The organism is Xanthobacter cornucopiae, assembly GCF_043195065.2.
In the GTDB taxonomy this organism is placed as follows: domain Bacteria; phylum Pseudomonadota; class Alphaproteobacteria; order Rhizobiales; family Xanthobacteraceae; genus Xanthobacter.
The window spans coordinates 1,757,902-1,779,888 of record NZ_CM195531.1 but is presented as its reverse complement, the minus strand read 5'-3'; the positions used below and the strand labels follow the sequence as shown (position 1 = coordinate 1,779,888).

Sequence of the window (21,987 nt, the reverse complement as noted above, 5' to 3'; positions counted from 1 at the left end):
GCGGGGGCGGGGGATTTTGATCTCCCGCGCTTTCCCCGGCCCGCCGATGGTCTAGGTTGCCCGGGCGCGCGGGCGGCGGCGGACCGCAGATTTCTTCACTTCGCGGTCGCCCTGGAGCGGGCGAAGGGATAAAGGTTCGGCCGCAAGAGCCGACACAGCACAGAGGATTGCCATGACCACCGCTGCCTTCGATCTGGCCGGCATCAAGCGTCGCATGCAGGGCGCCATCGGCGTGCTCAAGGACGAACTGGGGGGCCTGCGCACCGGCCGCGCCTCCGCCAGCCTGGTGGAGCCCATCACCGTCGACGCCTATGGCGCGCGCCTGCCGCTCAACCAGGTGGCGACGGTGTCGGTGCCGGAGGCGCGCTTGCTCCAGGTGCAGGTGTGGGACCGGGGCATGGTGAATGCGGTGGAGAAGGCGATCCGCGACAGCAACCTTGGCCTCAACCCGGCGACCGAGGGGCAGGTTCTGCGCCTGCGCATTCCGGAACTGAACCAGGAGCGCCGCCAGGAACTGGTGAAGGTGGCCCACAAATACGCCGAGGCGGCCCGTGTCGCGGTGCGTCATGTGCGGCGCGACGGGATGGACCAGCTGAAGAAGCTGGAAAAGGACGCCGAGATGAGCTCCGATGACCTGGAGCGGCTCTCCAAGGACGTCCAGAAGGCCACCGACGATGCGATCTCCGAGGTCGATCAGGTGCTGGCCCACAAGGAAAAGGAAATTCTGTCCGTTTGAGCCGCGGGGGAGAGGAGCCCACGCATTTGAGCCCTGAGCAAGCCATGTCCCTGCGCGCCGCCGGGAACGACGGCACCAGCCCCGACGAGGTGCCGGCGCTGGTGCCCGTGCACGTGGGCATCATCATGGACGGCAATGGGCGCTGGGCCACCTCGCGCAAGCTGCCGCGCATCGAGGGTCATCGGCGCGGGGTCGAGGCCCTGCGGCGCTGCGTGCGCGCGGCCCAGGACATCGGCATCCGTTACCTCACCATCTACAGCTTCTCGCACGAGAACTGGTCGCGGCCGGTGACCGAGGTGTCGGAGCTGATGCGGCTCCTGAAGTTCTTCATCCGCCACGATCTCGCCGATCTGCATGCCCGGGACGTCCGGGTGCGGGTGATCGGCACGCGGACCGGGCTGTCGAAGGACATCCGCGCCCTGCTCGACGAGGCGGAGGCGCTGACGCAAGGCAATTCAGGGCTGACCCTGGTGGTGGCCTTCAATTACGGCTCGCGGCAGGAGATCGCCGCGGCGGCGGCCTCCATCGCCGCGGACGCCGCCGCCGGCCGGATCCGGCCGGAGGACGTGACCGTGGAGATGCTGTCGGAGCGGCTCGAAACCGCCGGCATTCCCGATCCCGACCTGATCGTGCGCACATCGGGTGAGCAACGGTTGTCCAATTTCCTGCTCTGGCAGGCGGCCTATGCGGAGTTCGTGTTCCTGCCCCTTTTCTGGCCTGATTTCGACAAGGCGGCTCTGGTGTCGGCGGTGAATGAATATGCGCGGCGCGAGCGCCGCTTTGGCGGTGTGGCGCCGTCTCCGGCGCGCTGATGCAGGCTGAAGAACCGGCCGAAAAGCCAGCCGTGGCGGCGGCCGGAGCCGCCCCGAAATCCCCCTCCGCAGACCCCTCGGGGCATGCCCGGAAGGGCGGCGATCTCCGGCATCGCACGCTGTCCGCCCTGGTCCTCGTGCCGCTGGTGCTGGCCATCACCTATCTTGGGGGCTGGCCGTTCGCGGTGCTTTGGATTCTGGCGGGGGCCGCCATCCTGCATGAATGGGCGGCCATGGCGCGGCTGGGGAACCGCCGGGCGTGGCTGGTGCTGGGTGCGGTGGCGCTGTTCGGCGGCGCTGGCCTGCTGCTTCAGGGCGAGCGGGGGGCCGCGCTCGGCGTGGTCCTGCTCGCGGCCGGCGTTTCCACCGTGCTGGTGCCGCGCCAGGGCGTGTGGAGCCTTGGCGGCATCGCGGTGGCGGCGGCCGCCGCGCTGCCAGTCGTGGCGCTGCGGGGCGCGGACGGGCTCGGCCTGCTGGCGGTGCTCTTTCTTTATGCCGTGGTGTGGGCAACCGATATCTTCGCTTATTTTGCCGGCCGCGCCCTCGGCGGGCCGAAGCTGTGGCCGCGGGTCTCGCCCAACAAGACCTGGTCCGGGGCCATTGGCGGCGCGGTGGCGGGCACCGGGGCCGGGGTGCTGGTGGCGGCCTTGGGCGGCATCGCGCACCTGCTGCCGGTGGCGGCGATCGCCGTGGCGCTGAGCGTGGTGAGCCAAACCGGCGACCTGGCCGAATCGGCGGTGAAGCGGCGCTGCGGGGTGAAGGACGCCAGCCGCCTCATTCCCGGCCACGGGGGCATTCTCGACCGGCTCGACGGTTTCGCTGCCGCCGCCCTCGCGGCGGTGCTGCTGGCGGCCGCGCGTGGCGGCGCCGACCCGGCGGCGGCGCTGCTGGTGTGGTAGGAGAGACCATGGAACACGCATCCGACACCTCTGCGCGCCGGCTCACCCTGCTGGGCGCCACCGGCTCCATCGGCCAGAGCGTCGCCAAGGTGCTCGCCGACGCTCCCGGGCGGTTCACGGTGGAGGCTGTGGCGGGCGGTCGTGACGCAAGGGCACTGGCGCAGGTTGCGCGCGCCCTCGGTGCGCGATTCGCCGCCATCGCCGATCCGGCAGCGGGCGGCGATCTTGCGGACGCGCTGGCCGGCTCCGGCATCGCCTCGGGCGCCGGGCCTTCGGCGGTGCTGGAGGCGGCGGCGCGGGACGCCGATCTGGTGGTGAGCGCCATCGTCGGCGTGGCCGGGCTCGCCCCCTCGGTGGCCGCCCTCGGCGCCGGCCGGCGCATGGCGCTGGCCAACAAGGAGTGCCTGGTCGCCGCCGGTGCCTTCTTCATGGCGGAGGCGGCGCGGCGCGGCACCGAGCTGCTGCCCATGGACAGCGAGCACAATGCCATTTTCCAGGCGCTGTCCGCGGCGCCGGCGAAGGCGGTGGAGACGGTGACCCTCACCGCCTCCGGCGGCCCGTTCCGCCAGAAGAGCCGGGCCGAGATGGCGCGGGCCACCCCGGCCGACGCGCTCCGGCATCCCAACTGGTCCATGGGCGCCAAGATCACCATCGATTCCGCGACCCTGATGAACAAGGGCCTGGAACTGATCGAGGCGCATCACCTGTTCGCCCTGCCGCCGGAGCGGCTGGATGCGGTGGTGCATCCCGAATCGGTGGTGCATGGCCTGGTGTCGTTCGTGGACGGATCGGTGGTGGCGGGCCTGGCGGTGCCGGACATGTGCGTGCCCATCGCCCATTGCCTCAGCCATCCCGAGCGCTTCGTCACCTCCTGCCGCCGGCTCGACCTGGTGAAGGCGGGCCGCCTGACCTTCGAGGCGCCGGACGAGGATCGCTTTCCGGCCCTGCGGCTGGCGCGCGCGGCCATGGCCGCCGGCGGCGCGGCTCCGACGCGGCTCAACGCCGCGAACGAGGTGGCGGTGGCTGCCTTTCTCGAGGGGCGTATCGGCTTCTATGGCCTGACCGATCTGGTGGCGGAGGTGCTGGACCGCCTGGAGCCGGCGCCCGCGCCGGGTGCGGTGGATGAGGCGCTCGCCCTGGACGCAGAGGCGCGGCGCCTCGGCGCGGGCCTCTTGCCTAAGTTTGCCGCAAAGGCATCCTAAGAGCGAAAGCAGGCGGAGCGCGGCCACGGCCTCCGCGGCGTGCGAGGACGAGGGACGATGGACGCAGTTTCAGCCTTGGGTGCAAGTCTCACTGGTTTCGGCACATCCCTGCTGGGCTACGTCATTCCATTCCTGTTCGTGCTGACGCTGGTGGTGTTCTTCCACGAGCTCGGCCATTTCTGGGTGGCGCGGCGGGCCGGGGTGCGGGTGCTCACCTTCTCGCTCGGCTTCGGGCCGGAGCTCGCCGGCTTCAACGACAGGCACGGCACGCGCTGGCGGCTGTCCGCTATTCCGCTCGGCGGATATGTGAAATTTTATGGCGACGAAGATGCCGCCTCGGTGCCGGACCAGCAGGCCTTGGCCCGCATGAGCCCGGCCGAGCGGCGGGAGAGCTTCTTCTACCAGCCGGTCAGGTGGCGCGCCGCCATCGTCGCCGCCGGCCCGATTGCCAACTTCATCCTGGCGATCGTCATCTTCTCGCTCGTCTTCATGGTGTTCGGCCGTCCGGTCTCGGCGCCGCGGGTGGATCAGGTGAGCCCGGGCAGCGCCGCCGAGGCGGCGGGCTTCAAGCCGGGCGACCTGGTGCTGGAGATCGACGGCGCCAAGGTGGAGAGCTTCGCCGACATGCAGCGCATCGTCGGCATTCACGCCGGCCAGCCGCTGGTGTTCCGCATTGAGCGCGCCGGCGCCGAGCGCACCCTCACCGCCACGCCGCAGCTGAAGGAAGTGAAGGACGGATTCGGCAACGTCCACCGCACCGGCCTGCTGGGCATTTCCCGGTCGGTGGCGGAAGGAGACGTGACCATCCATCGCTATGGCCCGGTGGAGGCCGTGGCCATGGGCGCGCAGGAGACTTGGTTCGTGGTGGCCCGCACCTTTGATTACCTCGGCGGCCTCATCGCCGGCCGGGAATCGGCGGACCAGCTCGGCGGGCCGATCCGCATCGCCCAGGTATCGGGGCAGGTGGCAACCTTCGGAATCGGCGCCCTGCTGTCGCTGGCGGCGGTGCTGTCGGTGTCGATCGGTCTTCTTAACCTCTTTCCCATTCCCATGTTGGATGGCGGGCACCTGTTGTTCTACGCTTTCGAGGCGTTGCGCGGTCGTCCCCTGAGCGCGCGGACGCAGGACATCGGGTTTCGGATCGGGCTTGCGCTGGTGCTCATGCTGATGATCTTCGCGACCTGGAACGATGTCCTCCATATCGCTGCGATGTAAGGGTTTTGTGGTGTCGTCCGGAGTCGTGGCGGGAACGCAACGGTACCGGCAAAAAGGACGGGCGAAAGGCCGGCTCGGTTTGCAGCGCGGTGAAAAGCCTGTACAAGCGGCACCATAGGGTGAGAATCCGTGGCGGGACCGTCGCGGGTTCGCGTTCGTCGAAATTTTTCAGGGTTGCGCGCCATATGACTGCTCCGCTCCGAGTGTTGAGAAAGCTGGCAGCCGCTGTGGGCATTGCCGCGTGCGTGGCCGTGTCAGCGGGTGCCGGTTCCCTCGTCGTGGCAGGGCCGGCGGCGGCCCAATCCAGCTCCATCGTGGTGGAGGGCAATCGGCGTGTGGATGCGGACACGGTCCGCTCCTACTTCGGTTCCGGCCCCTACACGGCAGCCAAGATCGATGAGGCCTGGAAGGCGCTCTACGCCACCGGCCTCTTTTCCGATGTGCAGATCACCCAGTCCGGCGGGCGCATCATCGTGCGCGTGTCGGAAAATGAGGTGATCAACAAGGTTGCCTTCGAGGGCAACAAGAAGATCAAGGACGATGTCCTGGCTGGCGAGGTTCAGTCCAAGCCCCGCGGCACCCTGTCCAAGTCCACGGTGCAGGCCGACACCCAGCGCATCATCGAGGTGTATCGCCGCTCTGGCCGCATGAATGTGCGCGTCAATCCGGTCACCATCGATCGCGGCAATGGCCGGGTGGATCTGGTGTTCGAGGTGACCGAGGGCGACAAGGTTGGCGTCAAGGACATCAAGTTCGTCGGCAACAAGGCCTTCTCGGACTGGAAGCTGAAGGACGTCATCTCGACGACCACCACCAACTGGCTCTCCTTCCTGAAGTCCACCGACGTCTATGATCCGGATCGGGTGAACTCGGACCAGGAACTCCTGCGCCGCTTCTACTTGAAGAATGGCTATGCCGATTTCCGCATCCTGTCGGCCACCGCTCAGGTGGATCCTTCGGGCGAGGGGTATATCATCACCTTCACGCTGGATGAGGGCGAGCCCTACAAGTTCGGCAAGGTGGATGTGATCTCCAACATTCGCGACGTCTCCGGTGACTCCCTCCGGGGCGTGGTGCGCGCGGTGGACGGTCAGGTCTACAATGCGGAGATGGTTGAGAAGTCGGTGGAGAATCTCACCATCGAGGTCTCCAAGAACGGCTACGCCTTCGCTCAGGTTCGTCCGCGCGGTGACCGTGACTTCGAGAACAAGAAGATCAACGTCCTGTTCGTGGTCGAAGAGGGGCCGCGCGTCTACATCGAGCGCATCGACATCCGCGGCAACACCCGCACCCGTGACTGGGTCATCCGGCGCGAGTTCGATCTCGGCGAAGGCGATGCCTATAATCGCGTGCTGGTGGATCGCGCCGAGCGCCGCCTGCGGAATCTCGGCTACTTCAAGACCGTGAAGATCACCAATGAGCCCGGCTCGGCCCCTGATCGTGTGATCCTGGTGGTGGATGTCGAGGACCAGCCCACGGGTGAGTTCGCGGTGTCGGGTGGCTATTCCACATCCGACGGCATCATCGGCGAGGTGTCGCTGGGCGAGAAGAACTTCCTCGGTCGTGGCCAGTATGTGAAGGTCTCCGGTTCCTGGGGTCAGAACGCCCAGGGCGCTGAGTTCTCCTTCACCGAGCCATACTTCCTGGGCTACCGCCTGGCTGCCGGCTTCGACCTGTACTGGAAGGAGACGCAGGCCACCAGCTACACGCCCTATGGCAGCACCATGGTGGGTGGCGGCCTGCGGCTTGGTCTGCCGATCACCGATGAGGTCACCTTCGCGCTGCGCTACAACCTCTACCAGCGTGAGATCTCCATCTGCGACAGCAGTGCCTATCCGTTGGCTTACCAGCAGGAATACTGCCTGAGCACCACGTCTTGGGCGGTGCGACAGGCGGCGCAGGACGGAGCGACGATCACCTCGGTGGTGGGCTACACGCTGTCCTTCAACGGCCTGGATAACAACCAGAATCCGACCCAGGGCCTGTTCGCGGAGCTGAAGCAGGATCTGGCCGGTCTCGGTGGCGATGTGAACTTCCTGCGCACCACGGCTGACGTGCGCCACTACACGCCGCTGATGTATGGCGACGCGGTGCTGATCCTGCGGGCCCAGGGCGGTTACGTGGACTCCTGGGGTGACAATGACTCCATGATGAACAACTTCTTCATGGGCCCCAATCTGGTGCGCGGCTTTGCCCCCTCCGGTATCGGTCCGCGCGATGTTGCTCCGTGCGCGGGTTACGGGTTGGGACCCAATCCAACGACCGGTGTGTATGAGAAGCGTAAGCTCAATCCGACGGCAGCGTATCTGAACTGTCATGATGACTCGACGACCGCTTTGGGTGGAACGCTTTACTGGGGTGTGTCTGGGGAAATTCAGTTTCCGTTGTCTTTCCTGCCCAAGGACATCGGTCTGAAGATGGCCGTGTTCGCGGATGCTGGGTCGGTTTACGACTATAATGGTGCGCAGTCCTTCCCGGGTGTCATGAACTGGGCGGGTAATAACTTCTACGGAAACCCCAACGTCGTGTACTGTAATACGACAGGTGTCCCTACGACAAATAAGATCGGGAACGTTTGCGTCGCTGATGACAATGTCATCCGCTCGTCGATCGGTGCCTCGCTGATCTGGCAGTCTCCGTTCGGTCCGCTCCGCTTCGATTATGCCTGGGCCCTGTCGAAGGCGAGCTACGACCAGATCCAGGAGTTCCGCTTCTCGGGCGGCACGCGCTTCTGATCCCTTTCCTCAAGGCAGGCGCTGGAGGGCCAAGGCAATCGCCGCGGCTTTCCGGCGCCTGAGCGTGTTTGAAGCATGAGCCAGACCAGTTTTTTCCCTCTCCCCGTTCCTCTCTCTCTCGCCGCTGTGGCTGAGCTGTGTGGTGCTCGCCTGACGGTTTTGGGTGGCGCGGACGATCAGGTGGCTGAGCGTCGGATTTCCGGGGTGGCGACGCTGGATGCGGCCGGTCCCGACGACCTCGTGTTCTGCGACACGCTCCAGTTTGCCGAGAAGCTCGGCACGACTCGCGCCGGAGTCTGCATCACGTCGGAGCGTTTCGCCGCGCAGGCGCGTCCGGACCTGCCGCTGCTGATCGCGCCGCGTCCCGCCGCCGCGTTTCTGGCCGTGACGCGCGAGCTGTTCCCTTCAGCGCTGCGGCCTCAGCCCATCTTTGGCCAGCAAGGCATCGCGCCCGGGGCCCTGGTCCATCCTTCCGCGCGCCTGGAGATCGGCGTGACGGTGGATCCGGGTGCCGTGGTGGGGCCGGAGGTTGAGATCGGTGGTGGAACGGTGATCTGCGCCGGGGCGGTGATCGGGCCGCAGGTGCGCATCGGTCGCGACAGCGCCATCGGGCCCGGTGCCAGCGTGATCCATGCGCTGATCGGCAATAATGTCATCATTCATGGGGGCGCCCGCATCGGGTCGGATGGATTCGGCTATCAACCCAGCCCGCGGGGGCACCAGAAGGTCCCGCAGCTCGGTCGGGTGGTGATCCAGGACGGGGTGGAAATTGGCGCCAATACCACCGTGGATCGGGGCGCGTTGTCCGACACGGTGATCGGCGAGGGCACCAAGATCGACAATCTGGTGCAGATCGCCCACAACGTGGTGATCGGTCGCCATTGCATCATCGTTTCCCAAACCGGTATTTCCGGCTCCACGCGGCTCGGCGACTTCGTGATGCTGGGCGGGCAGGTGGGGGTGGTGGGGCATGCCACCATCGGTGATGGCGCGCAGATCGCGGCCTCCAGCAATGTGAAGGGCGATGTGCCGCCGGGCGTGCGCTGGGGCGGCTCGCCCGCCAAGCCGGTGCGGGAGTGGTTCCGCGAGGTCACGACCTTGAAGAAGCTGGCCGCCCGCAAATCCGCAGATGACGACGATGGGGAAGGATCGAACGCATGAGCGAGACGCTGCCGCCGGATGCCGCGCAGGAAGAAAAGGTGCTGCGGACCGCGGATATTCAACGCATTCTGGCGTGCCTGCCCCATCGTTACCCGTTCCTGATGGTGGATCGGGTGGAGCGGATCGACGGGGACACGGGTTGCGTCGGCGTCAAGAACGTCACCGCCAACGAGCCCCATTTTCAGGGCCACTTTCCGGGCAATCCGGTCATGCCGGGGGTCCTCATCATCGAGGGCATGGCCCAGACGGCCGGCGTCATCTGCGTGCTGGGCAAGGAAAATCCAGAAAAGCCTTCACTGGTCTATTTCATGACGATCGACGAGGCCAAGTTTCGGCGTCCGGTGGTTCCGGGCGATGTGCTCGAATACCATATGACGCGCATTTCGCGCCGACGTAATATGTGGTGGTATCGAGGTGAGGCGAGAGTGAAGGGCGAGCTGGTGGCCGAGGCCAAGGTCGGCGCCATGATCGTGGAGAATTGAGCGTGTCGAGGATCGACCCCACCGCCCGTGTTGAGAACCTCGCCGGGCTGGCCGACGACGTGGAGATCGGGCCTTATTGCATCGTGGGCCCTCATGTGGCGCTTGGCGCGGGCGTGCGCCTCCATGCCCACGTGAATATCCAGGGCGACACCACCGTCGGCGCGCGCACGCAGGTCTATCCCTTCGCCTCGCTGGGGACGCCGCCGCAATCGGTGCACTATAAGGGCGAGCGCACCCGTCTGGAGATCGGTTCCGACTGCCTTATCCGGGAGCACGCCACCGCCAACATCGGCACCGCCGGCGGTCGTGGCGTCACCCGCATTGGCAATCAGGTCATGATGATGACGGGCTCGCATGTGGGCCATGACTGCACCGTGGATGATAACGTTATTTTCGCCAACAACGCGGTGCTGGGCGGGCATGTGAGCGTCGGCGCGTTCACGTTTCTGGGCGGCCAGTGCGCGGTGCACCAGTTCACCCGCATCGGCGCGCAGTGCATGATTTCCGGCCTGACTGGCGTGCGCGAGGACATCATCCCGTTCGCGAATGTGCTGGGACAGGCCGGCAAGCTGGTGGGGCTCAACGTGGTGGGCATGCGCCGTCGCGGCTTCACCAAGGCGCAGCTTCATGAAGCGCGCGTGGTGTATCGAGAGCTGTTTTTCGGCGACGGCACGTTCGACGCGCGGTTGGAACGACTGCGGGACAAGGTGGAGACGTCGGAGTTCGCGGCTCAGGTTCTCGCCTTCATCGACGCGGACCGCAAACGCGCCATCTGCCACCCCTCGCGGGGGGTGAGCGGTGAGGCCTGAGTCTTGCGCGTGACCCCGCCGGCCATGGCGGCTGAAGGCAACGACGGTCCGTCGTCGCAGCCGGCGCGTTGGGCGGAGGGCCCGCTTGGAATCGTCGCCGGGAGCGGCGCTTTTCCCTCCGCGGTGGCGGAAGCGGTGCGGGCGCAGGGGCGGGACGTTGTGCTGCTGCTGATCCGGGGCTTCGCCGATCCGGCGCTGGAACGTTACGAGCATCGCTGGTTTCGGCTCGGCTCCCTGGGCAGCGTGTCGGCGCATGCCAGGGCACGCGGCATTCGCCAGGTGGTGATGGTCGGGGGCCTCACGCGTCCGCGGGTGCGTGACCTGGGCCTGGACTGGACCATGGTGCGGCTGTTGCCGCGCATCGCCCGCCTGTTCCGGGGTGGCGACAATCATCTGTTGTCCGGGGTGCTGCAACTGGTGGCCGAGCAGGGGTTCCATCTGTCCGGCGCCCATGAAGTTGCGCCGAGCCTGTTGCTGCCGGAAGGCGTGCTGGGCACCCATGGACCGACGGCGCAGGCGCAGCGCGACATCGTCCTCGGCCTCGATCTCATCCGGACGCTCGGACCGTTTGACGTCGGCCAGGGGGTGATCGTGGTGGACGGGCTGGTGGCGGCGGTGGAGGCGGCGGAGGGCACCGACCAGATGCTCGCCCGATATGGCGAGCTGCGGCGCACCGGCCGTCTGCGTTTTCCGGCTGGGCGCGGGGTGCTGGTGAAGGCTCCGAAGCCGGGGCAGGACCGGCGCATCGACTTGCCGTCTCTCGGGCCGGCCACCGTGGCGCGGGCGGCGGAGGCGGGGCTCGCGGGCATCGCATTCGAGGCCGGTGGCGCCATCGTGCCCGATGCGACGGCCCTGGTGGCGGAGGCGGATCGGACCGGCCTGTTCGTGGTGGGTGTTCGGGAGCTGGCGCCATGAGCGCGTCGCGACGCATCTTTATCGTGGCGGGAGAAGAGTCCGGCGATCAGCTCGGGGGCGCCCTAATGGAGCGGCTGCTGCAGGCGGCGCCGGAAGGTGTAGCGTTTCGCGGCGTGGGCGGCAGGCGAATGGCGGCCGCGGGGCTGGACAGCCTCTACCCCATGGAAGACCTCACCGCCATGGGCGTCACCGCGGTGCTGGCCAAGCTGCCGGTTCTGCTGCGGCGGTTGCGGGAGACGGTGGCGGCGGTGCTCGCCGACCCGCCAGATGTGCTGGTGCTGGTGGATGCGCCGGATTTCACGCACCGCGTGGCGGCCCGTGTGCGGGCTGCGAACCCGCGCATTCCAATTGTGAAATATGTCTCGCCGACGGTGTGGGTGTGGCGCGAGGGGCGCGCCCGCGCCATGCGGCCTTATGTGGATGCGCTCCTGGCCCTGCTGCCGTTTGAACCGGACGTGCACCGGCGCCTGGGCGGGCCTCCCACCTTTTATGTCGGGCATCCGTTGCTGGAGCATCTGGCCGAACTGCGTCCCGATGCGGGCGAGGTCGCGCGCCGCGGCGCTGTTCCGCCCCGCATCCTGGTGCTGCCCGGCAGCCGACGTCGCGAAATCACGCGCCTTGGAGCCGATTTCGGCGCCGCTCTGGGGCAGGTGGCGGCGACGCAACCCCTGGACCTCGTGCTGCCAACCCTGCCGCATCTGAAGGATCTGGTGGAGCGGACGGTCGCCACATGGCCGGTGCGGCCCCGCATCGTTGTCGGCGAGGCGGAGAAATATGCCGCATTCCGCACGGCGCGGGCGGCGCTGGCGGCATCGGGTACCGTAACGCTTGAGCTTGCCCTCGCCGGCATTCCCCAGGTGGCGGCCTATCGCATGGGATGGCTGGAGGCGCAGATCGCGCGGCGGGTGTTGAAGGGCACCACCGTTATTCTCGCCAACTTGGTTCTTGGCGAGAACGTGGTGCCTGAATATCTGCAGGAGTTCTGCACCGTGCCGGTCCTGGTCGGCGCTCTGCGCGAGGTGATCGCGGATACTCCAGCTCGCCGGCGTCAGGATGCGGCTTTCGCCCGACTGGACGATATCTTCGGGATCGCCGGGCCCGGCCCCAGCGCGCGGGCCGCCGAGGTGGTGCTGCGCCTCGCCCGGGCCGGCCGCACGGCCGCCTTGCCGGCCCCGGCCATATAGCTACGGCGAGGCCATATCGGGGCCCCGACTGGCCGGGGCCGTCCACGTGAGGGCTGTCTCCTGGAACATGCGCCTTGTCAGGTGCGCGCCTCCCCTATGCACGCAACCCTCCCCGGCTGGGTCGACGCTGGCCGAAGGTACGCCTCCGCGCGTTCTCACGCCCCCGCTGCCGCATCAAAGCCCCCCGCTCTTGGGCGCGGCGCGGGGCAATCCTTTGTATGCTTATCCTCAGGTTGGAGCCGAGGGTGCCGATGGGCCTTCGGGCCGGCGGGCGTGCGCTGGGCCATGCCAGCGGCCGCGGGGGGCCGCGTGGCGTGACCAGTAGGGCAGGGCTTCAAGCTGCGTCGCGGGCGGGTTTCTTCTCGATGGTGTCCTGGTGTGCGGCTGAGTCTTCTTGCACGCGTCTGTGCACATAAAAAAGGAGGCGAAGCCATTGGGCTTCGCCTCCTTGCTGTCGGGCTCAGGTGCCGCGCGTCCGTGGGGCCGCGCGTCGGCGCTCACTTGCGCTGGGAGATCGACACGTAGTCGCGGCGCGCGGCGCCGGTGTAGAGCTGGCGCGGACGGCCGATGCGCTGGCTCGGGTCCTCGATCATTTCCTTCCACTGGCCGATCCAGCCGACCGTGCGGGCCAGGGCAAACAGCACCGTGAACATGGTGGTGGGGAAGCCCATCGCCTTCAGGGTGATGCCCGAGTAGAAGTCGATGTTCGGATAGAGCTTCTTCTCGATGAAATACTCATCGTGCAGCGCAATGCGCTCCAGCTCCACGGCGACGTCGAGCAGCGGGTCGTCCTTGATGCCGAGCTCGCCCAGAACCTGGTGGCAGGTCTGCTGCATGATCTTGGCGCGCGGATCGTAGTTCTTGTACACCCGGTGGCCGAAGCCCATCAGACGGAACGGGTCGTTCTTGTCCTTGGCGCGGGCGATGTATTCGGGGATGCGGTCCACCGAGCCGATCTCGGCCAGCATCTTGAGGGCCGCCTCGTTGGCGCCGCCATGGGCGGGACCCCAGAGGCAGGCGATGCCGGCGGCGATACAGGCGAAGGGATTGGCGCCCGAGGAGCCGGCGAGACGTACGGTGGAGGTGGATGCGTTCTGCTCGTGATCGGCGTGGAGGATAAAGATCTTATCCATCGCCTGAGCAAGAATTGGGTTCACCTTGTACTCTTCGCAGGGAACCGCGAAGCACATGTGCAGGAAGTTGGCCGTATAATCCAATTCATTCTTTGGAAAAACGAAAGGCTGGCCAACGGAATACTTGTAGGCCATGGCCGCCAGCGTCGGCATCTTCGCGATCATGCGGATGGATGCGATGAGGCGCTGGTTCGGGTCGGAAATGTCGGTCGAGTCGTGATAAAAGGCTGACAGGGCGCCAACCGAGGCCACCATGATCGCCATGGGGTGGGCGTCGCGGCGGAAGCCGTTAAAGAAGCGGGTCATCTGCTCGTGAACCATCGTGTGATGGGTCACCGAATGATCGAACTCAGCCTTCTGCGACGCGGTCGGCAGTTCGCCGTAGAGCAGCAGGTAGCAGGTCTCAAGGAAGTCGCCGCTCTCGGCGAGCTGCTCGATGGGGTAGCCGCGGTGCAGCAGGACGCCCTCATCGCCGTCGATGTAGGTGATCTTGCTTTCGCACGAGGCGGTCGAGGTAAAGCCGGGGTCGTAGGTGAACAGCCCGGTCTGGCCGTAGAGCTTCGAGATATCGACTACGTCAGGCCCGATAGTTCCCCCGCGGACCGGCAGATCCCAGCTCTTTTCGCCCAAGCTGAACTTGGCGGCTTTGGCCCCGGAGTTATTGGTGGCGTCCATGGATCCCTCATCCTTTGGGCGGACTGGGCGCCTTCGCGAATGCGAAGCCGCCGCAGCGCAGTCCTAAACCCTCCCCAATCCTGCCGCAAGCATGACCATGCTTCATCGCGAGGCAGGGGAGCGGGATTCAGCGGCGGCAAGGTCTTCCGGGGTGTTCACGTTGAAGAAGGGGTCGCCGTTCGCCGTGTCCCAGCTTTCTGTTACGGCGCCAAGGGTGGACAAGAGAAGCCCGACTTTCCGCTGCCCGGCCGCCAGGGCCTCGGCCAGTGGCGCGCGCGCCGATTGCGGCCACAGGGCGACCACATGATGGGTCCGTCCGGCGGATGCGGCACAGACCACGCCCCCCGTTTTCGCGTGTCGCTCGCCGAGGCGCGCGGCCAGGTCCGCCGGTAGGAAGGGCGTGTCGGCGGGCACCGTCAGCAGTGGAGCGTCGACTGATTCCAGGGCCAGCCATTCGAGCCCCGCCAGCACGCCGGCGAGCGGACCGGGCCGGTCCGCCACCGTGTCGGCGCGCAGCGGCAGGCCGAAGCTGGCGAACAAGGCGGGCGAATCGTTGGTGTTGAGGGCCAGCGCGCGCACCTGCGGTCGCAGGCGGCCGACGACATGGGCCAGCAGCGGTTGTCCGGCCAGCATCACCAGCGGCTTCGGTGGCCCGGCCATATCCGCCATGCGACGGCCGTGGCCGCCGGCGAGAATAAGGCCGTAGGGCAGGGGCGGGCCGTTCATGCGCCGACCGGGACGAGCGCGCACCCGGCCTGGGGGCCGGGTGCGCCATTGTCGATGGCCGGCGGCGCGATCAATCCACCAGCGCCGTGGGCCGGGAGGTGAAGCGGCGCGGCAGCACAGCCGAGATCCGCGCCCCGATCGCCCGCCACAGGACGAAGTCGTTGAGGCGCGAGTTTTCGAACATGCCGATCAGCGCCGCCGCCACGAATGGCAGGCTCTGCACCATGAGGGCGATGCCGTAGAGATTGATCTCGCGGATGTGGCGCCAGTCGTTCTTGGTGAGCGCCACGCCCGGCCAGTTGTTCAGCACCAGCAGGGCGATGCCGGCGAGCAGCAGCAGCCCGCCCAGGGTGGCTTCCGGCAGCGCCGGGAAATGGTGGGCGGCGCCGGCCAGCCAGTTCTTGCCCTTGGCGGTGCGGGCGAACGCCAGGTCCTTATAGCGGAAGCCGTCCAGGACCGCCTTGGCGACGGTGAACTGCACCGCGCTCGCCGCCACCGCCGCGCCGACCATGCGGATCGGCGTGGTTTCCACCCGGAGCCGGTACAGGCTGACGAAGTGCAGCAGATAGACCAGGAAGGTCATCAGGATCGGCAGCGTCAGCACATAGGCCGGCACCGACACACCGAACAGCAGCACGAAGGGCACGAAGGCCAGCGAGGCGATGGCCATGAAGGCGCCCACCGATTCCGAGCCGAGCCAGGAGATCCAGCCCAGCACGAAGTGGCGCTTCTGGGCCGTGGTCAGGCGCGAGCGCCCCGGCAGGAACCGCCGCCAGTGCTTCTTGATGATCTGGAAGCCGCCATAGGCCCAGCGGTGACGCTGCTTCTTGAACGCCTCGAAATTGTCCGGCAGCAGGCCGAACCCATAGCGCTTGCGGGTGTAATGGGTCTTCCAGCCGTTCTCGGCGATGGTCAGGCCGAGGTCGGTATCCTCGCAGATGGTGTCCGACGACCAGTTGCCCGCTTCCACCATGGCGGCGCGGCGGATGAGGCACATGGTGCCGTGCACCACGATGGCATCGTCCTCGTTGCGCTGGACCATGCCGATGTCGAAGAAGCCGGCGTATTCGGCGTTCATCGCCTCGTGCAGCGGGCTGCGAGCGGCGTCGCGATGGTCCTGCGGCGCCTGGACGAGGCCCACGGTCGGGTCCTCGAACACCGGCACCAGGTCCTTCAGCCAGTCGGGCGTCACCACATAGTCGGCGTCGATCACGCCGATGATCTCGGCGTCGGGGGCGGTCTGCTCCAGGGCGATGCGAAGGGCGCCGGCCTTGAAGCCCGCCACCTTCTCCGCATTGATGAACTTGAAGCGCGGCCCAAGGGTGGCGCAATGGGCGCGCACCGGCTCCACCATCGCCGGGTCCGGCGTGTTGTTGACGATGATGATGGCCTCGAAATTGGGATATTCGAGCTTCGCCAGGGCGTCGATGGTCTCGATCAGCATCTCCGGCGGCTCGCGATAGGCCGGAACATGAATGGAGACCTTGGGGAAGCGCGTGGGTGCGCCCGGCTTCAGGGCTTCCACCAGCCGCTGGGGGCCGCTGCCGAAGGCGATCGCCGCCATTTCCTCGACCCGGTACAGCAGCACGAACACCAGGGGCACCAGCATCACCACGCTGAGGGCAAGGGTGATGTAGTCGCCGCCGGTGACGTAATGGTTCATCCAATAGTCCACCACCGTCGCCAGCCACGCGGCGACGCCGTTGGCGGTGCCGGCCAGCGCCAAGCCCTGCGGCACGGTCAGCTCGCGCATGCGCAGCAGCGGCAGGGTGAACAGCACGCCCAGCAGCAGCGCCAGCACCGCGGTCTGGGTGAAGGTGTGCTCATAGATGGGGCCGGTGAGGGGGAACTTCAGGTTCCGGTCGGCGTCGAACACGCCCCAGTACTGGCCCACCGAGCCTTCGTTCTGCTTCTTGGGCAGGTCGAACGCCTCGATGATGTTGTACTCGATGCCCAGCGCATCGGCGCGGGCCACGAACTCGCGGATGATCTTGGCCTGTTCGATGGGGTCGGGCACGCTGGCGCCGCGGTTGAAGCCGTGCGAGGGCCAGCCGAACTCGCCGATGACGATGCGCTTGCCCGGATAGGCCGCGCGCAGGCGATTGTAGGCGTTGATGGTGTAGTCCACCACCTTGTCTGCCGGCACGTCCTCCCAATAGGGCAGGATATGGGCGAGGATGAAGTCCACCGATGCCGCCACCTCGGGATGATCGAGCCAGGTGTTCCAGATCTCGCCGGAGGTGACCGGCACGTTCACCTGGCGCTTCACCTGGCGGATCAGCTCAGCGAGCTCGGTGTCGTCCATGTCGCCGCGCAGCAGGGTTTCGTTGCCCACCACCACGGCTTGCACGTTGCGGTTCTTGCGCGCCACCTCGATCACGCCGGCGATCTCGCGGTCGTTGGCCGCCTTCGCCTTTTCGATGACCTCGCCGCTGTCCTTGTCGCGCTGGCGGTTCAGCCAGGCGCCGGCGGTTACCTTGATGCCCTGCTCGGCGGCGATGGGAGCGATCAGCTCCTTGCCGTTGGTGGACGAATAGGTTCGGACCCCACGGCTGTAGGGCGCCACCACCTGCATGTCCGAGCGGATCTGCGCCGCGTTGGTCGGCGCCTCTCCCTCCGGACTCATGCTGCGGCTGAAGGGGGCGAACGACAGGCTCTGGAAGCGGTCCGTGATGTTCGGAGCGCTTACCTCGGGTCGCAGGGAAAGCCACATCGCGGCGTGAATGGAGGTCACAACCGCAATGACCGCTGCCGCAGCAGCAAGACCGGGACGCATGGCGATGCCCACCCAAATCGGGGAAATCTCGAACCCTGAACACCAAGCCGAGGTGAAGGGTTCCGGAAAACGGGTTGCGGGGCACCCTTTCGACCTGCCCCACGGTCGGCATCTCAGCCTTTAGATCAAGTCTACGCTGCAATGCGTCGAGACACTAACATGCTCAGGATTGGAGATAAATCCCGATCGTGGCGGGCATGGGACGCCGCTGCGTCACGGCCATGTCCCGTGCATGATCTTATTGTTGCGCCGGCGCCGGCGGCGCGGCGGCGGGCAGGGTGGCGATATAGTCCGGATTGATCCAGCACTGGTGCGTGCGCGCATCCACCCGCTCGCGGGCCTTGGGGTCGAGCTTGCCTTGCCGCACAAGGCAGCGGAACGCGAGCTTGAGGTGCTCGGTGGGGCAGCCGAACCGCTCGTAAAGCTCCAGGTGGCGCCGGGCGGTGTCGATGTCGTCGTTCCAGAGCAGTGCGGCAATCCGCCGCCCCGTCCAGACGCATTCCGGCAGGCCGGCGGTGCCGGGCAGCTTGGCCGCCTCGTTGAATTCCTCCACGGAGCGGCGCTGCGCGTCTAGCGCGGCCTTCTGCTCGGGGGTCATCTGCGGCTCCTGGGCCGGCTTCTGCTCGGTGGGCTGGCTTTGGGCCGCCGCCGGGATGATACCCGCGCCGATGCTGCACGCGAGGGCGAGGGCGCCCGCCAGGGCCGAAATCTTAAAGCGTTGCATGAGGGCCATGATCTTCAGAAGGAAGGCGCGGAGCGATCCGCTGCGACACGTTAGGTGAAGGCGGCGATTTTGTCAGCATGACGGCGTCGCGAACGGCGACGGTCGCCGTCTCGGAGGCGGTCGCGGCGGCCCCAGGCTTCACACCGCCGCCGCGAAGCTCTATGTGCCGCGGAGGTTCCCTCGGGGACCGGGGCCCGGCGCGGGTCGCGGCCCCGCGCCGGCGCGCCGATGCCGCGCCCCGACGCTGCTTCTGGAGTTCCGATGTCCCGATCCGCGCGGCTGCCGCTCGTTCTCGCGTTCATCGTCGCGGTGCTCATCACCGGCCTGTGGGCCGTCCTGGGCCGGCCGGTGGCCATGCCGCCCTCGCCGCTGGCGCCGGGGGAAAAGCTGCCTTGCGTGTCCTACGCGCCGTTCCGCGACGGCCAGTCGCCGTTCGTGAAGGGGCTGACGATTCCCGAGGCGCAGATCGAGGAGGATTTCGCCCAGCTGGCCAAGATCACCGGCTGCGTGCGCACTTATTCCATCGAGATGGGGCTGGACAAGGCGCCGGCCATCGCCCGCAAGCACGGGCTCACCATGCTGCTCGGCATCTGGCTGGGGCCGGACGTGGATCGCAACCGGGTCGAGCTCGACACCGGCGTCAAGCTGGCGCGGGACAATCCCGACGTGGTCAAGGCGGTGGTGGTGGGCAACGAGGTGCTGCTGCGCGGCGAGATGTCGGCCACCGACCTTGCCGCCACCCTGCGCTGGGTGAAGGCGCAGGTGGGCCAGGTGCCGGTCACCTATGCCGACGTGTGGGAGTTCTGGGAGCGCAACAAGGGCCTCACCGAGACCGTGGATTTCGTCACCATCCACATCCTGCCCTATTGGGAGGACCTGCCGGTTTCCGCCGCCGAGGCCGGGCCGCATGTGGACGAGATTCGCCAGAAGATGGCGGAGGCGTTTCCCGGCAAGGAGATCCTGATCGGCGAAACCGGCTGGCCCAGCGCCGGCCGCATGCGCGAGGAGGCCTTGCCCTCGCCCTCCAACCAGGCGCGGGTGATGCACGACGTGATGGCTCTGGCGCAGAAGCGGGGCTACCGGGTCAATGTCATCGAGGCCTTCGACCAGCCCTGGAAGCGGCGCAGCGAGGGCACGGTGGGCGGCCATTGGGGCATCATCGACGCCTCCACCCGCGCGCCCAAGTTCGAATGGGGCCGGCCGGTGGAGGACTTCCCCGGCTGGCGGATGCACATCGCGGTCGGTCTGCTGGCGGTTTCGGCGGCGTTCGGCGCCGCCTGGCGCGCCGGGCGCGGCCGCGCGGTGACGCCGGCCGAATGGGGCGCGGTGGCGCTGGTGGCGCTGGGCGGCGGCGCCACCCTCGGGGCGGCGCTCTCGGCCCTGCCGCTGGAGAGCCTCGGCCTGGTGGGATGGCTGCGCAACGGCGCGCTGCTCGCGGTTTCCGCCGCCGCCGTGGTGGTGATGCCGGCGGTGATCGGCGCCGGGCAGGGGCTGGCGCCGTTCTCGGTGGTCCTCGACGGCCGTCTCCGGGCGCGCTCGTCCACGGCGAGCGTGGCGGCGGCGCTGATCCTGGTGCTGGGGGTGGTGGCGGTCGGCTCGGTGGCGTTCGAGCTGGTGTTCGATCCGCGCTACAAGGATTTTCCGGTGTTCGCGCTCACCGGCATCGTCGCCGCGCTGTTCGCGCCGCTGCTGGCGCGGCGGGCGGAGCGCGAGGGCGCCGGCCTCGGCGAGAGCGTGGCGGCTTGGGTGATGCTCGCCGGCGGCATCTATGTGCCGCTCAACGAGAGCCTCGCCAACTGGCAGGCCGTCTGGTTCGGTGCGCTCTGCCTGGTGCTGGCCTTCACGCTGTGGCGGGTCCAGGCCGTGCGAAGGAAAGGATGAGGCCCATCGCCGCCAGCGCCCCGGCCAGTTCGTTGTGGAACACCAGGGCGAAGGCGGCGAACACCATCGTCATGGCGAAGGCGGCGAGCGAGGGCGTCAGCAGCTGGATCAGCGCGCCGCCCAGGGCCAGGGCGCCGAACACGTTCCAGAGCGAAAGCGTGAGCACGGCGGCGCGGCCGGAGCAGCCCATGCTTTCCAGCCCGGCCTCGCAGGCGAGCCCGACCAGCGCCGGCTCGACCACCATGTAGCGCATGTAGAGCGCCCAGCCGACCGCGCCCATGCCCAGGGGAATCAGCCAGTTGAGGCTTTTCGGGCCGGGCCGGAACAAGGGCCGTTCGGCATAGGGAAGGTCGGTCATGGCGCGGGGTCCGGGGCCTTGAGGGTTCGGCCGCTGGCTTAAGAGGTGGCGCGGGCGCCGTCCAGAGGCAAGGGCGCGCAGGGCCGCGCGGCCCGCACTTCCCGCGCGGCCTGGGGCGCGATAAGGACTGCGCGCAAGGAGAGAGGGTCATGACTGAACGGAACCTGCTCGTCGTGGTGCTGGCCGCCGGTGAGGGCACCCGCATGGCCTCGCGCCTGCCCAAGGTGCTGCACAAGATCGCCGGCCGCACCATGCTGCACCATGTGCTGGAAGCCACCCGCGCCGCCGGCGCCACCCGCACCGCCGTCGTCGTCGGCCCCGATCGCGAGGACGTGGCGATGGAGGCGCTGCGGGTGAGCCCCCAGGCGCGGGTATTCGTGCAGCGCGAGCGGCTCGGCACCGCCCACGCCGTGCTCGCCGCCCGCGCCGCCCTGGAGGAGGGCGCCGACGACGTTCTGGTGCTTTATGCGGATACCCCGCTCCTGCGTCCGCAGACCCTGGAGCGGCTGCGCGCGCCGCTGGCGGAGGGGGCTGCCGTGGCGGTGCTGGGCTTCCGGCCGGCCGACCCCACCGGCTATGGCCGGCTGCTGACCGAGGGCGACGCGCTGCTCGCCATCCGCGAGGAAAAGGATGCGAGCGCCGCCGAGCGGGGGGTGGGCTTCTGCAATGCCGGTTTGATGGCGCTCTCGGGCGCCACTGCGCTCGGGCTGCTGGAGCGCATCGGCAATGCAAACGCCAAGGGCGAGTACTACCTGACCGATGCGGTGGAGCTCGCCCGCGCCGACGGCCTCTGCGCGGTTGCGGCCGAGGCCGAGGTGGATGACGTGGCGGGCGTCAACAGCCGCCTCCAGCTGGCCGAGGCGGAAGCCATCCTGCAAGGGCGCCTGCGCCGGGCGGCGATGGCGGCGGGGGCCACCCTGGTGGCGCCGGAGACCGTGTTCCTGAGCGCCGACACCCGGCTCGGCCGCGACGTGGTGGTGGAGCCGAACGTGGTGTTCGGCCCCGGTGTCAGCGTCGGCGACGATGTCACCATCCACGCCTTCAGCCATCTGGAGGGCGCCTCGGTGGCGGAGGGGGTCAACATCGGCCCGTTCGCGCGGCTGCGTCCCGGCACGCGGCTGGAAAGCGGCGTGCGCATCGGCAATTTCGTGGAGACCAAGGCGGCCCACGTTGAAAGCGGCGCCAAGATCAACCACCTCTCCTATGTGGGCGACGCCCATGTGGGGGCGAACGCCAACCTGGGCGCCGGCACCATCACCTGCAATTATGACGGCTTCGGCAAGTACCGCACCGAGATCGGGGAGGGCGCCTTCATCGGCGTCAATTCGGCGCTGGTGGCGCCGGTCACCATCGGCAAGGGGGCGTTCGTGGGCACCGGCGCGGTGGTGACCGAGGACGTGCCCGAGGACGCCCTGGCGCTGGCCCGCAGCCGCCAGCTGGTGAAGGAAGGCTGGGCCCGCGCGTTCCGCGCCCGCCGGAGCGATCCGAAGGAGTGAGCGCCCGGCGGGATAAGAACGGAAAGGGGAAGTGATTCCGTGCCTGCCCCGGGAGAGGGGTAGGTAAG

The 21,987-nt window shown here is 67.8% G+C and carries 18 protein-coding genes; 13 read left to right on the top strand and 5 right to left on the bottom strand.

The window, feature by feature from the left end:
• Positions 1–172: 172 nt before the first annotated feature.
• The 11 genes from frr (at position 173) to lpxB (ending at position 12,150) form a co-directional block, all read left to right on the top strand.
• Positions 173–736 (top strand): ribosome recycling factor, encoded by a 564-nt coding sequence (frr, locus tag V5F53_RS07975; RefSeq protein WP_393997071.1) that lies wholly within the window; start codon positions 173–175, stop codon positions 734–736.
• A gap of 44 nt (positions 737–780) precedes the next feature.
• Entirely contained in the window at positions 781–1,548 is a 768-nt protein-coding gene (locus V5F53_RS07970; RefSeq protein WP_393997070.1) for an isoprenyl transferase, read from the top strand.
• The gene (locus tag V5F53_RS07965; protein WP_393997069.1) at positions 1,548–2,447 is read left to right on the top strand and encodes a phosphatidate cytidylyltransferase; all 900 of its coding nucleotides are present in this window, start codon (positions 1,548–1,550) and stop codon (positions 2,445–2,447) included. The genes V5F53_RS07970 and V5F53_RS07965 overlap by 1 nt, the downstream gene beginning before the upstream one ends.
• 8 nt (positions 2,448–2,455) lie before the next feature.
• Positions 2,456–3,649, top strand: a complete 1,194-nt coding sequence (gene dxr / locus V5F53_RS07960) for a 1-deoxy-D-xylulose-5-phosphate reductoisomerase (RefSeq protein WP_393997068.1) — start codon at positions 2,456–2,458, stop codon at positions 3,647–3,649.
• Between the two features lie 57 nt (positions 3,650–3,706).
• Positions 3,707–4,864: an RIP metalloprotease RseP gene (gene rseP / locus V5F53_RS07955; protein WP_393997067.1), complete on the top strand. Its 1,158-nt coding sequence runs from the start codon at positions 3,707–3,709 to the stop codon at positions 4,862–4,864.
• A gap of 185 nt (positions 4,865–5,049) precedes the next feature.
• Complete coding sequence (gene bamA / locus V5F53_RS07950) at positions 5,050–7,599, top strand: outer membrane protein assembly factor BamA (protein ID WP_393997066.1); 2,550 nt, start codon at positions 5,050–5,052, stop codon at positions 7,597–7,599.
• Between the two features lie 75 nt (positions 7,600–7,674).
• Positions 7,675–8,760: a UDP-3-O-(3-hydroxymyristoyl)glucosamine N-acyltransferase gene (gene lpxD / locus V5F53_RS07945; protein ID WP_393997065.1), complete on the top strand. Its 1,086-nt coding sequence runs from the start codon at positions 7,675–7,677 to the stop codon at positions 8,758–8,760.
• On the top strand, positions 8,757–9,242 hold the full coding sequence (gene fabZ / locus V5F53_RS07940) for a 3-hydroxyacyl-ACP dehydratase FabZ (RefSeq protein WP_393997064.1): 486 nt from the start codon (positions 8,757–8,759) through the stop codon (positions 9,240–9,242). Before lpxD ends, fabZ begins: the two co-directional genes overlap by 4 nt.
• A 2-nt stretch (positions 9,243–9,244) precedes the next feature.
• A complete protein-coding gene (lpxA, locus tag V5F53_RS07935) occupies positions 9,245–10,051 on the top strand; it encodes an acyl-ACP--UDP-N-acetylglucosamine O-acyltransferase (RefSeq protein WP_393997063.1) in 807 nt (268 codons plus the stop codon).
• A gap of 9 nt (positions 10,052–10,060) precedes the next feature.
• On the top strand, positions 10,061–10,966 hold the full coding sequence (locus V5F53_RS07930) for an LpxI family protein (protein ID WP_393997062.1): 906 nt from the start codon (positions 10,061–10,063) through the stop codon (positions 10,964–10,966).
• On the top strand, positions 10,963–12,150 hold the full coding sequence (lpxB, locus tag V5F53_RS07925; protein ID WP_393997061.1) for a lipid-A-disaccharide synthase: 1,188 nt from the start codon (positions 10,963–10,965) through the stop codon (positions 12,148–12,150). Before V5F53_RS07930 ends, lpxB begins: the two co-directional genes overlap by 4 nt.
• A gap of 497 nt (positions 12,151–12,647) precedes the next feature.
• Here the strand turns inward: lpxB and gltA are convergent, their stop codons facing one another.
• The 4 genes from gltA to V5F53_RS07905 form a co-directional block, all read right to left on the bottom strand.
• Positions 12,648–13,958, bottom strand: coding sequence for a citrate synthase (gene gltA / locus V5F53_RS07920; protein ID WP_393997060.1), 1,311 nt, complete (start codon positions 13,956–13,958; stop codon positions 12,648–12,650).
• 102 nt (positions 13,959–14,060) lie between these two features.
• Positions 14,061–14,684 (bottom strand): molybdenum cofactor guanylyltransferase MobA, encoded by a 624-nt coding sequence (gene mobA, locus V5F53_RS07915; protein ID WP_393997059.1) that lies wholly within the window; start codon positions 14,682–14,684, stop codon positions 14,061–14,063.
• 70 nt (positions 14,685–14,754) lie between these two features.
• Entirely contained in the window at positions 14,755–17,460 is a 2,706-nt protein-coding gene (locus V5F53_RS07910; RefSeq protein WP_393997058.1) for a glycosyltransferase, read from the bottom strand.
• Between the two features lie 238 nt (positions 17,461–17,698).
• Complete coding sequence (locus V5F53_RS07905; RefSeq protein ID WP_393997057.1) at positions 17,699–18,184, bottom strand: hypothetical protein; 486 nt, start codon at positions 18,182–18,184, stop codon at positions 17,699–17,701.
• Positions 18,185–18,445: 261 nt separating this feature from the next.
• Between V5F53_RS07905 and V5F53_RS07900 the strand changes: the two genes are divergently transcribed.
• The gene (locus V5F53_RS07900; protein WP_393997056.1) at positions 18,446–20,065 is read left to right on the top strand and encodes a glycoside hydrolase family 17 protein; all 1,620 of its coding nucleotides are present in this window, start codon (positions 18,446–18,448) and stop codon (positions 20,063–20,065) included.
• Here the strand turns inward: V5F53_RS07900 and V5F53_RS07895 are convergent.
• Entirely contained in the window at positions 20,025–20,423 is a 399-nt protein-coding gene (locus tag V5F53_RS07895) for a hypothetical protein (RefSeq protein WP_393997055.1), read from the bottom strand. The genes V5F53_RS07900 and V5F53_RS07895 overlap by 41 nt on opposite strands.
• 149 nt (positions 20,424–20,572) lie before the next feature.
• Between V5F53_RS07895 and glmU the strand changes: the two genes are divergently transcribed.
• Positions 20,573–21,919, top strand: coding sequence for a bifunctional UDP-N-acetylglucosamine diphosphorylase/glucosamine-1-phosphate N-acetyltransferase GlmU (gene glmU / locus V5F53_RS07890; RefSeq protein WP_393997054.1), 1,347 nt, complete (start codon positions 20,573–20,575; stop codon positions 21,917–21,919).
• Positions 21,920–21,987: the final 68 nt, after the last annotated feature.

Excerpts from the sequence above, each read along its gene's own strand:
- frr (WP_393997071.1), top strand. The coding sequence starts at position 173 with ATGACCACCGCTGCCTTCGATCTGGCCGGCATCAAGCGTCGCATGCAG.
- V5F53_RS07970 (WP_393997070.1), top strand. The coding sequence starts at position 781 with ATGTCCCTGCGCGCCGCCGGGAACGACGGCACCAGCCCCGACGAGGTG.
- V5F53_RS07965 (WP_393997069.1), top strand. The coding sequence starts at position 1,548 with ATGCAGGCTGAAGAACCGGCCGAAAAGCCAGCCGTGGCGGCGGCCGGA.
- dxr (WP_393997068.1), top strand. The coding sequence starts at position 2,456 with ATGGAACACGCATCCGACACCTCTGCGCGCCGGCTCACCCTGCTGGGC.
- rseP (WP_393997067.1), top strand. The coding sequence starts at position 3,707 with ATGGACGCAGTTTCAGCCTTGGGTGCAAGTCTCACTGGTTTCGGCACA.
- bamA (WP_393997066.1), top strand. The coding sequence starts at position 5,050 with ATGACTGCTCCGCTCCGAGTGTTGAGAAAGCTGGCAGCCGCTGTGGGC.
- lpxD (WP_393997065.1), top strand. The coding sequence starts at position 7,675 with ATGAGCCAGACCAGTTTTTTCCCTCTCCCCGTTCCTCTCTCTCTCGCC.
- fabZ (WP_393997064.1), top strand. The coding sequence starts at position 8,757 with ATGAGCGAGACGCTGCCGCCGGATGCCGCGCAGGAAGAAAAGGTGCTG.
- lpxB (WP_393997061.1), top strand. The coding sequence starts at position 10,963 with ATGAGCGCGTCGCGACGCATCTTTATCGTGGCGGGAGAAGAGTCCGGC.
- gltA (WP_393997060.1), bottom strand. The coding sequence starts at position 13,958 with ATGGACGCCACCAATAACTCCGGGGCCAAAGCCGCCAAGTTCAGCTTG.
- mobA (WP_393997059.1), bottom strand. The coding sequence starts at position 14,684 with ATGAACGGCCCGCCCCTGCCCTACGGCCTTATTCTCGCCGGCGGCCAC.
- V5F53_RS07910 (WP_393997058.1), bottom strand. The coding sequence starts at position 17,460 with ATGCGTCCCGGTCTTGCTGCTGCGGCAGCGGTCATTGCGGTTGTGACC.
- V5F53_RS07905 (WP_393997057.1), bottom strand. The coding sequence starts at position 18,184 with ATGCAACGCTTTAAGATTTCGGCCCTGGCGGGCGCCCTCGCCCTCGCG.
- V5F53_RS07900 (WP_393997056.1), top strand. The coding sequence starts at position 18,446 with ATGTCCCGATCCGCGCGGCTGCCGCTCGTTCTCGCGTTCATCGTCGCG.
- V5F53_RS07895 (WP_393997055.1), bottom strand. The coding sequence starts at position 20,423 with ATGACCGACCTTCCCTATGCCGAACGGCCCTTGTTCCGGCCCGGCCCG.
- glmU (WP_393997054.1), top strand. The coding sequence starts at position 20,573 with ATGACTGAACGGAACCTGCTCGTCGTGGTGCTGGCCGCCGGTGAGGGC.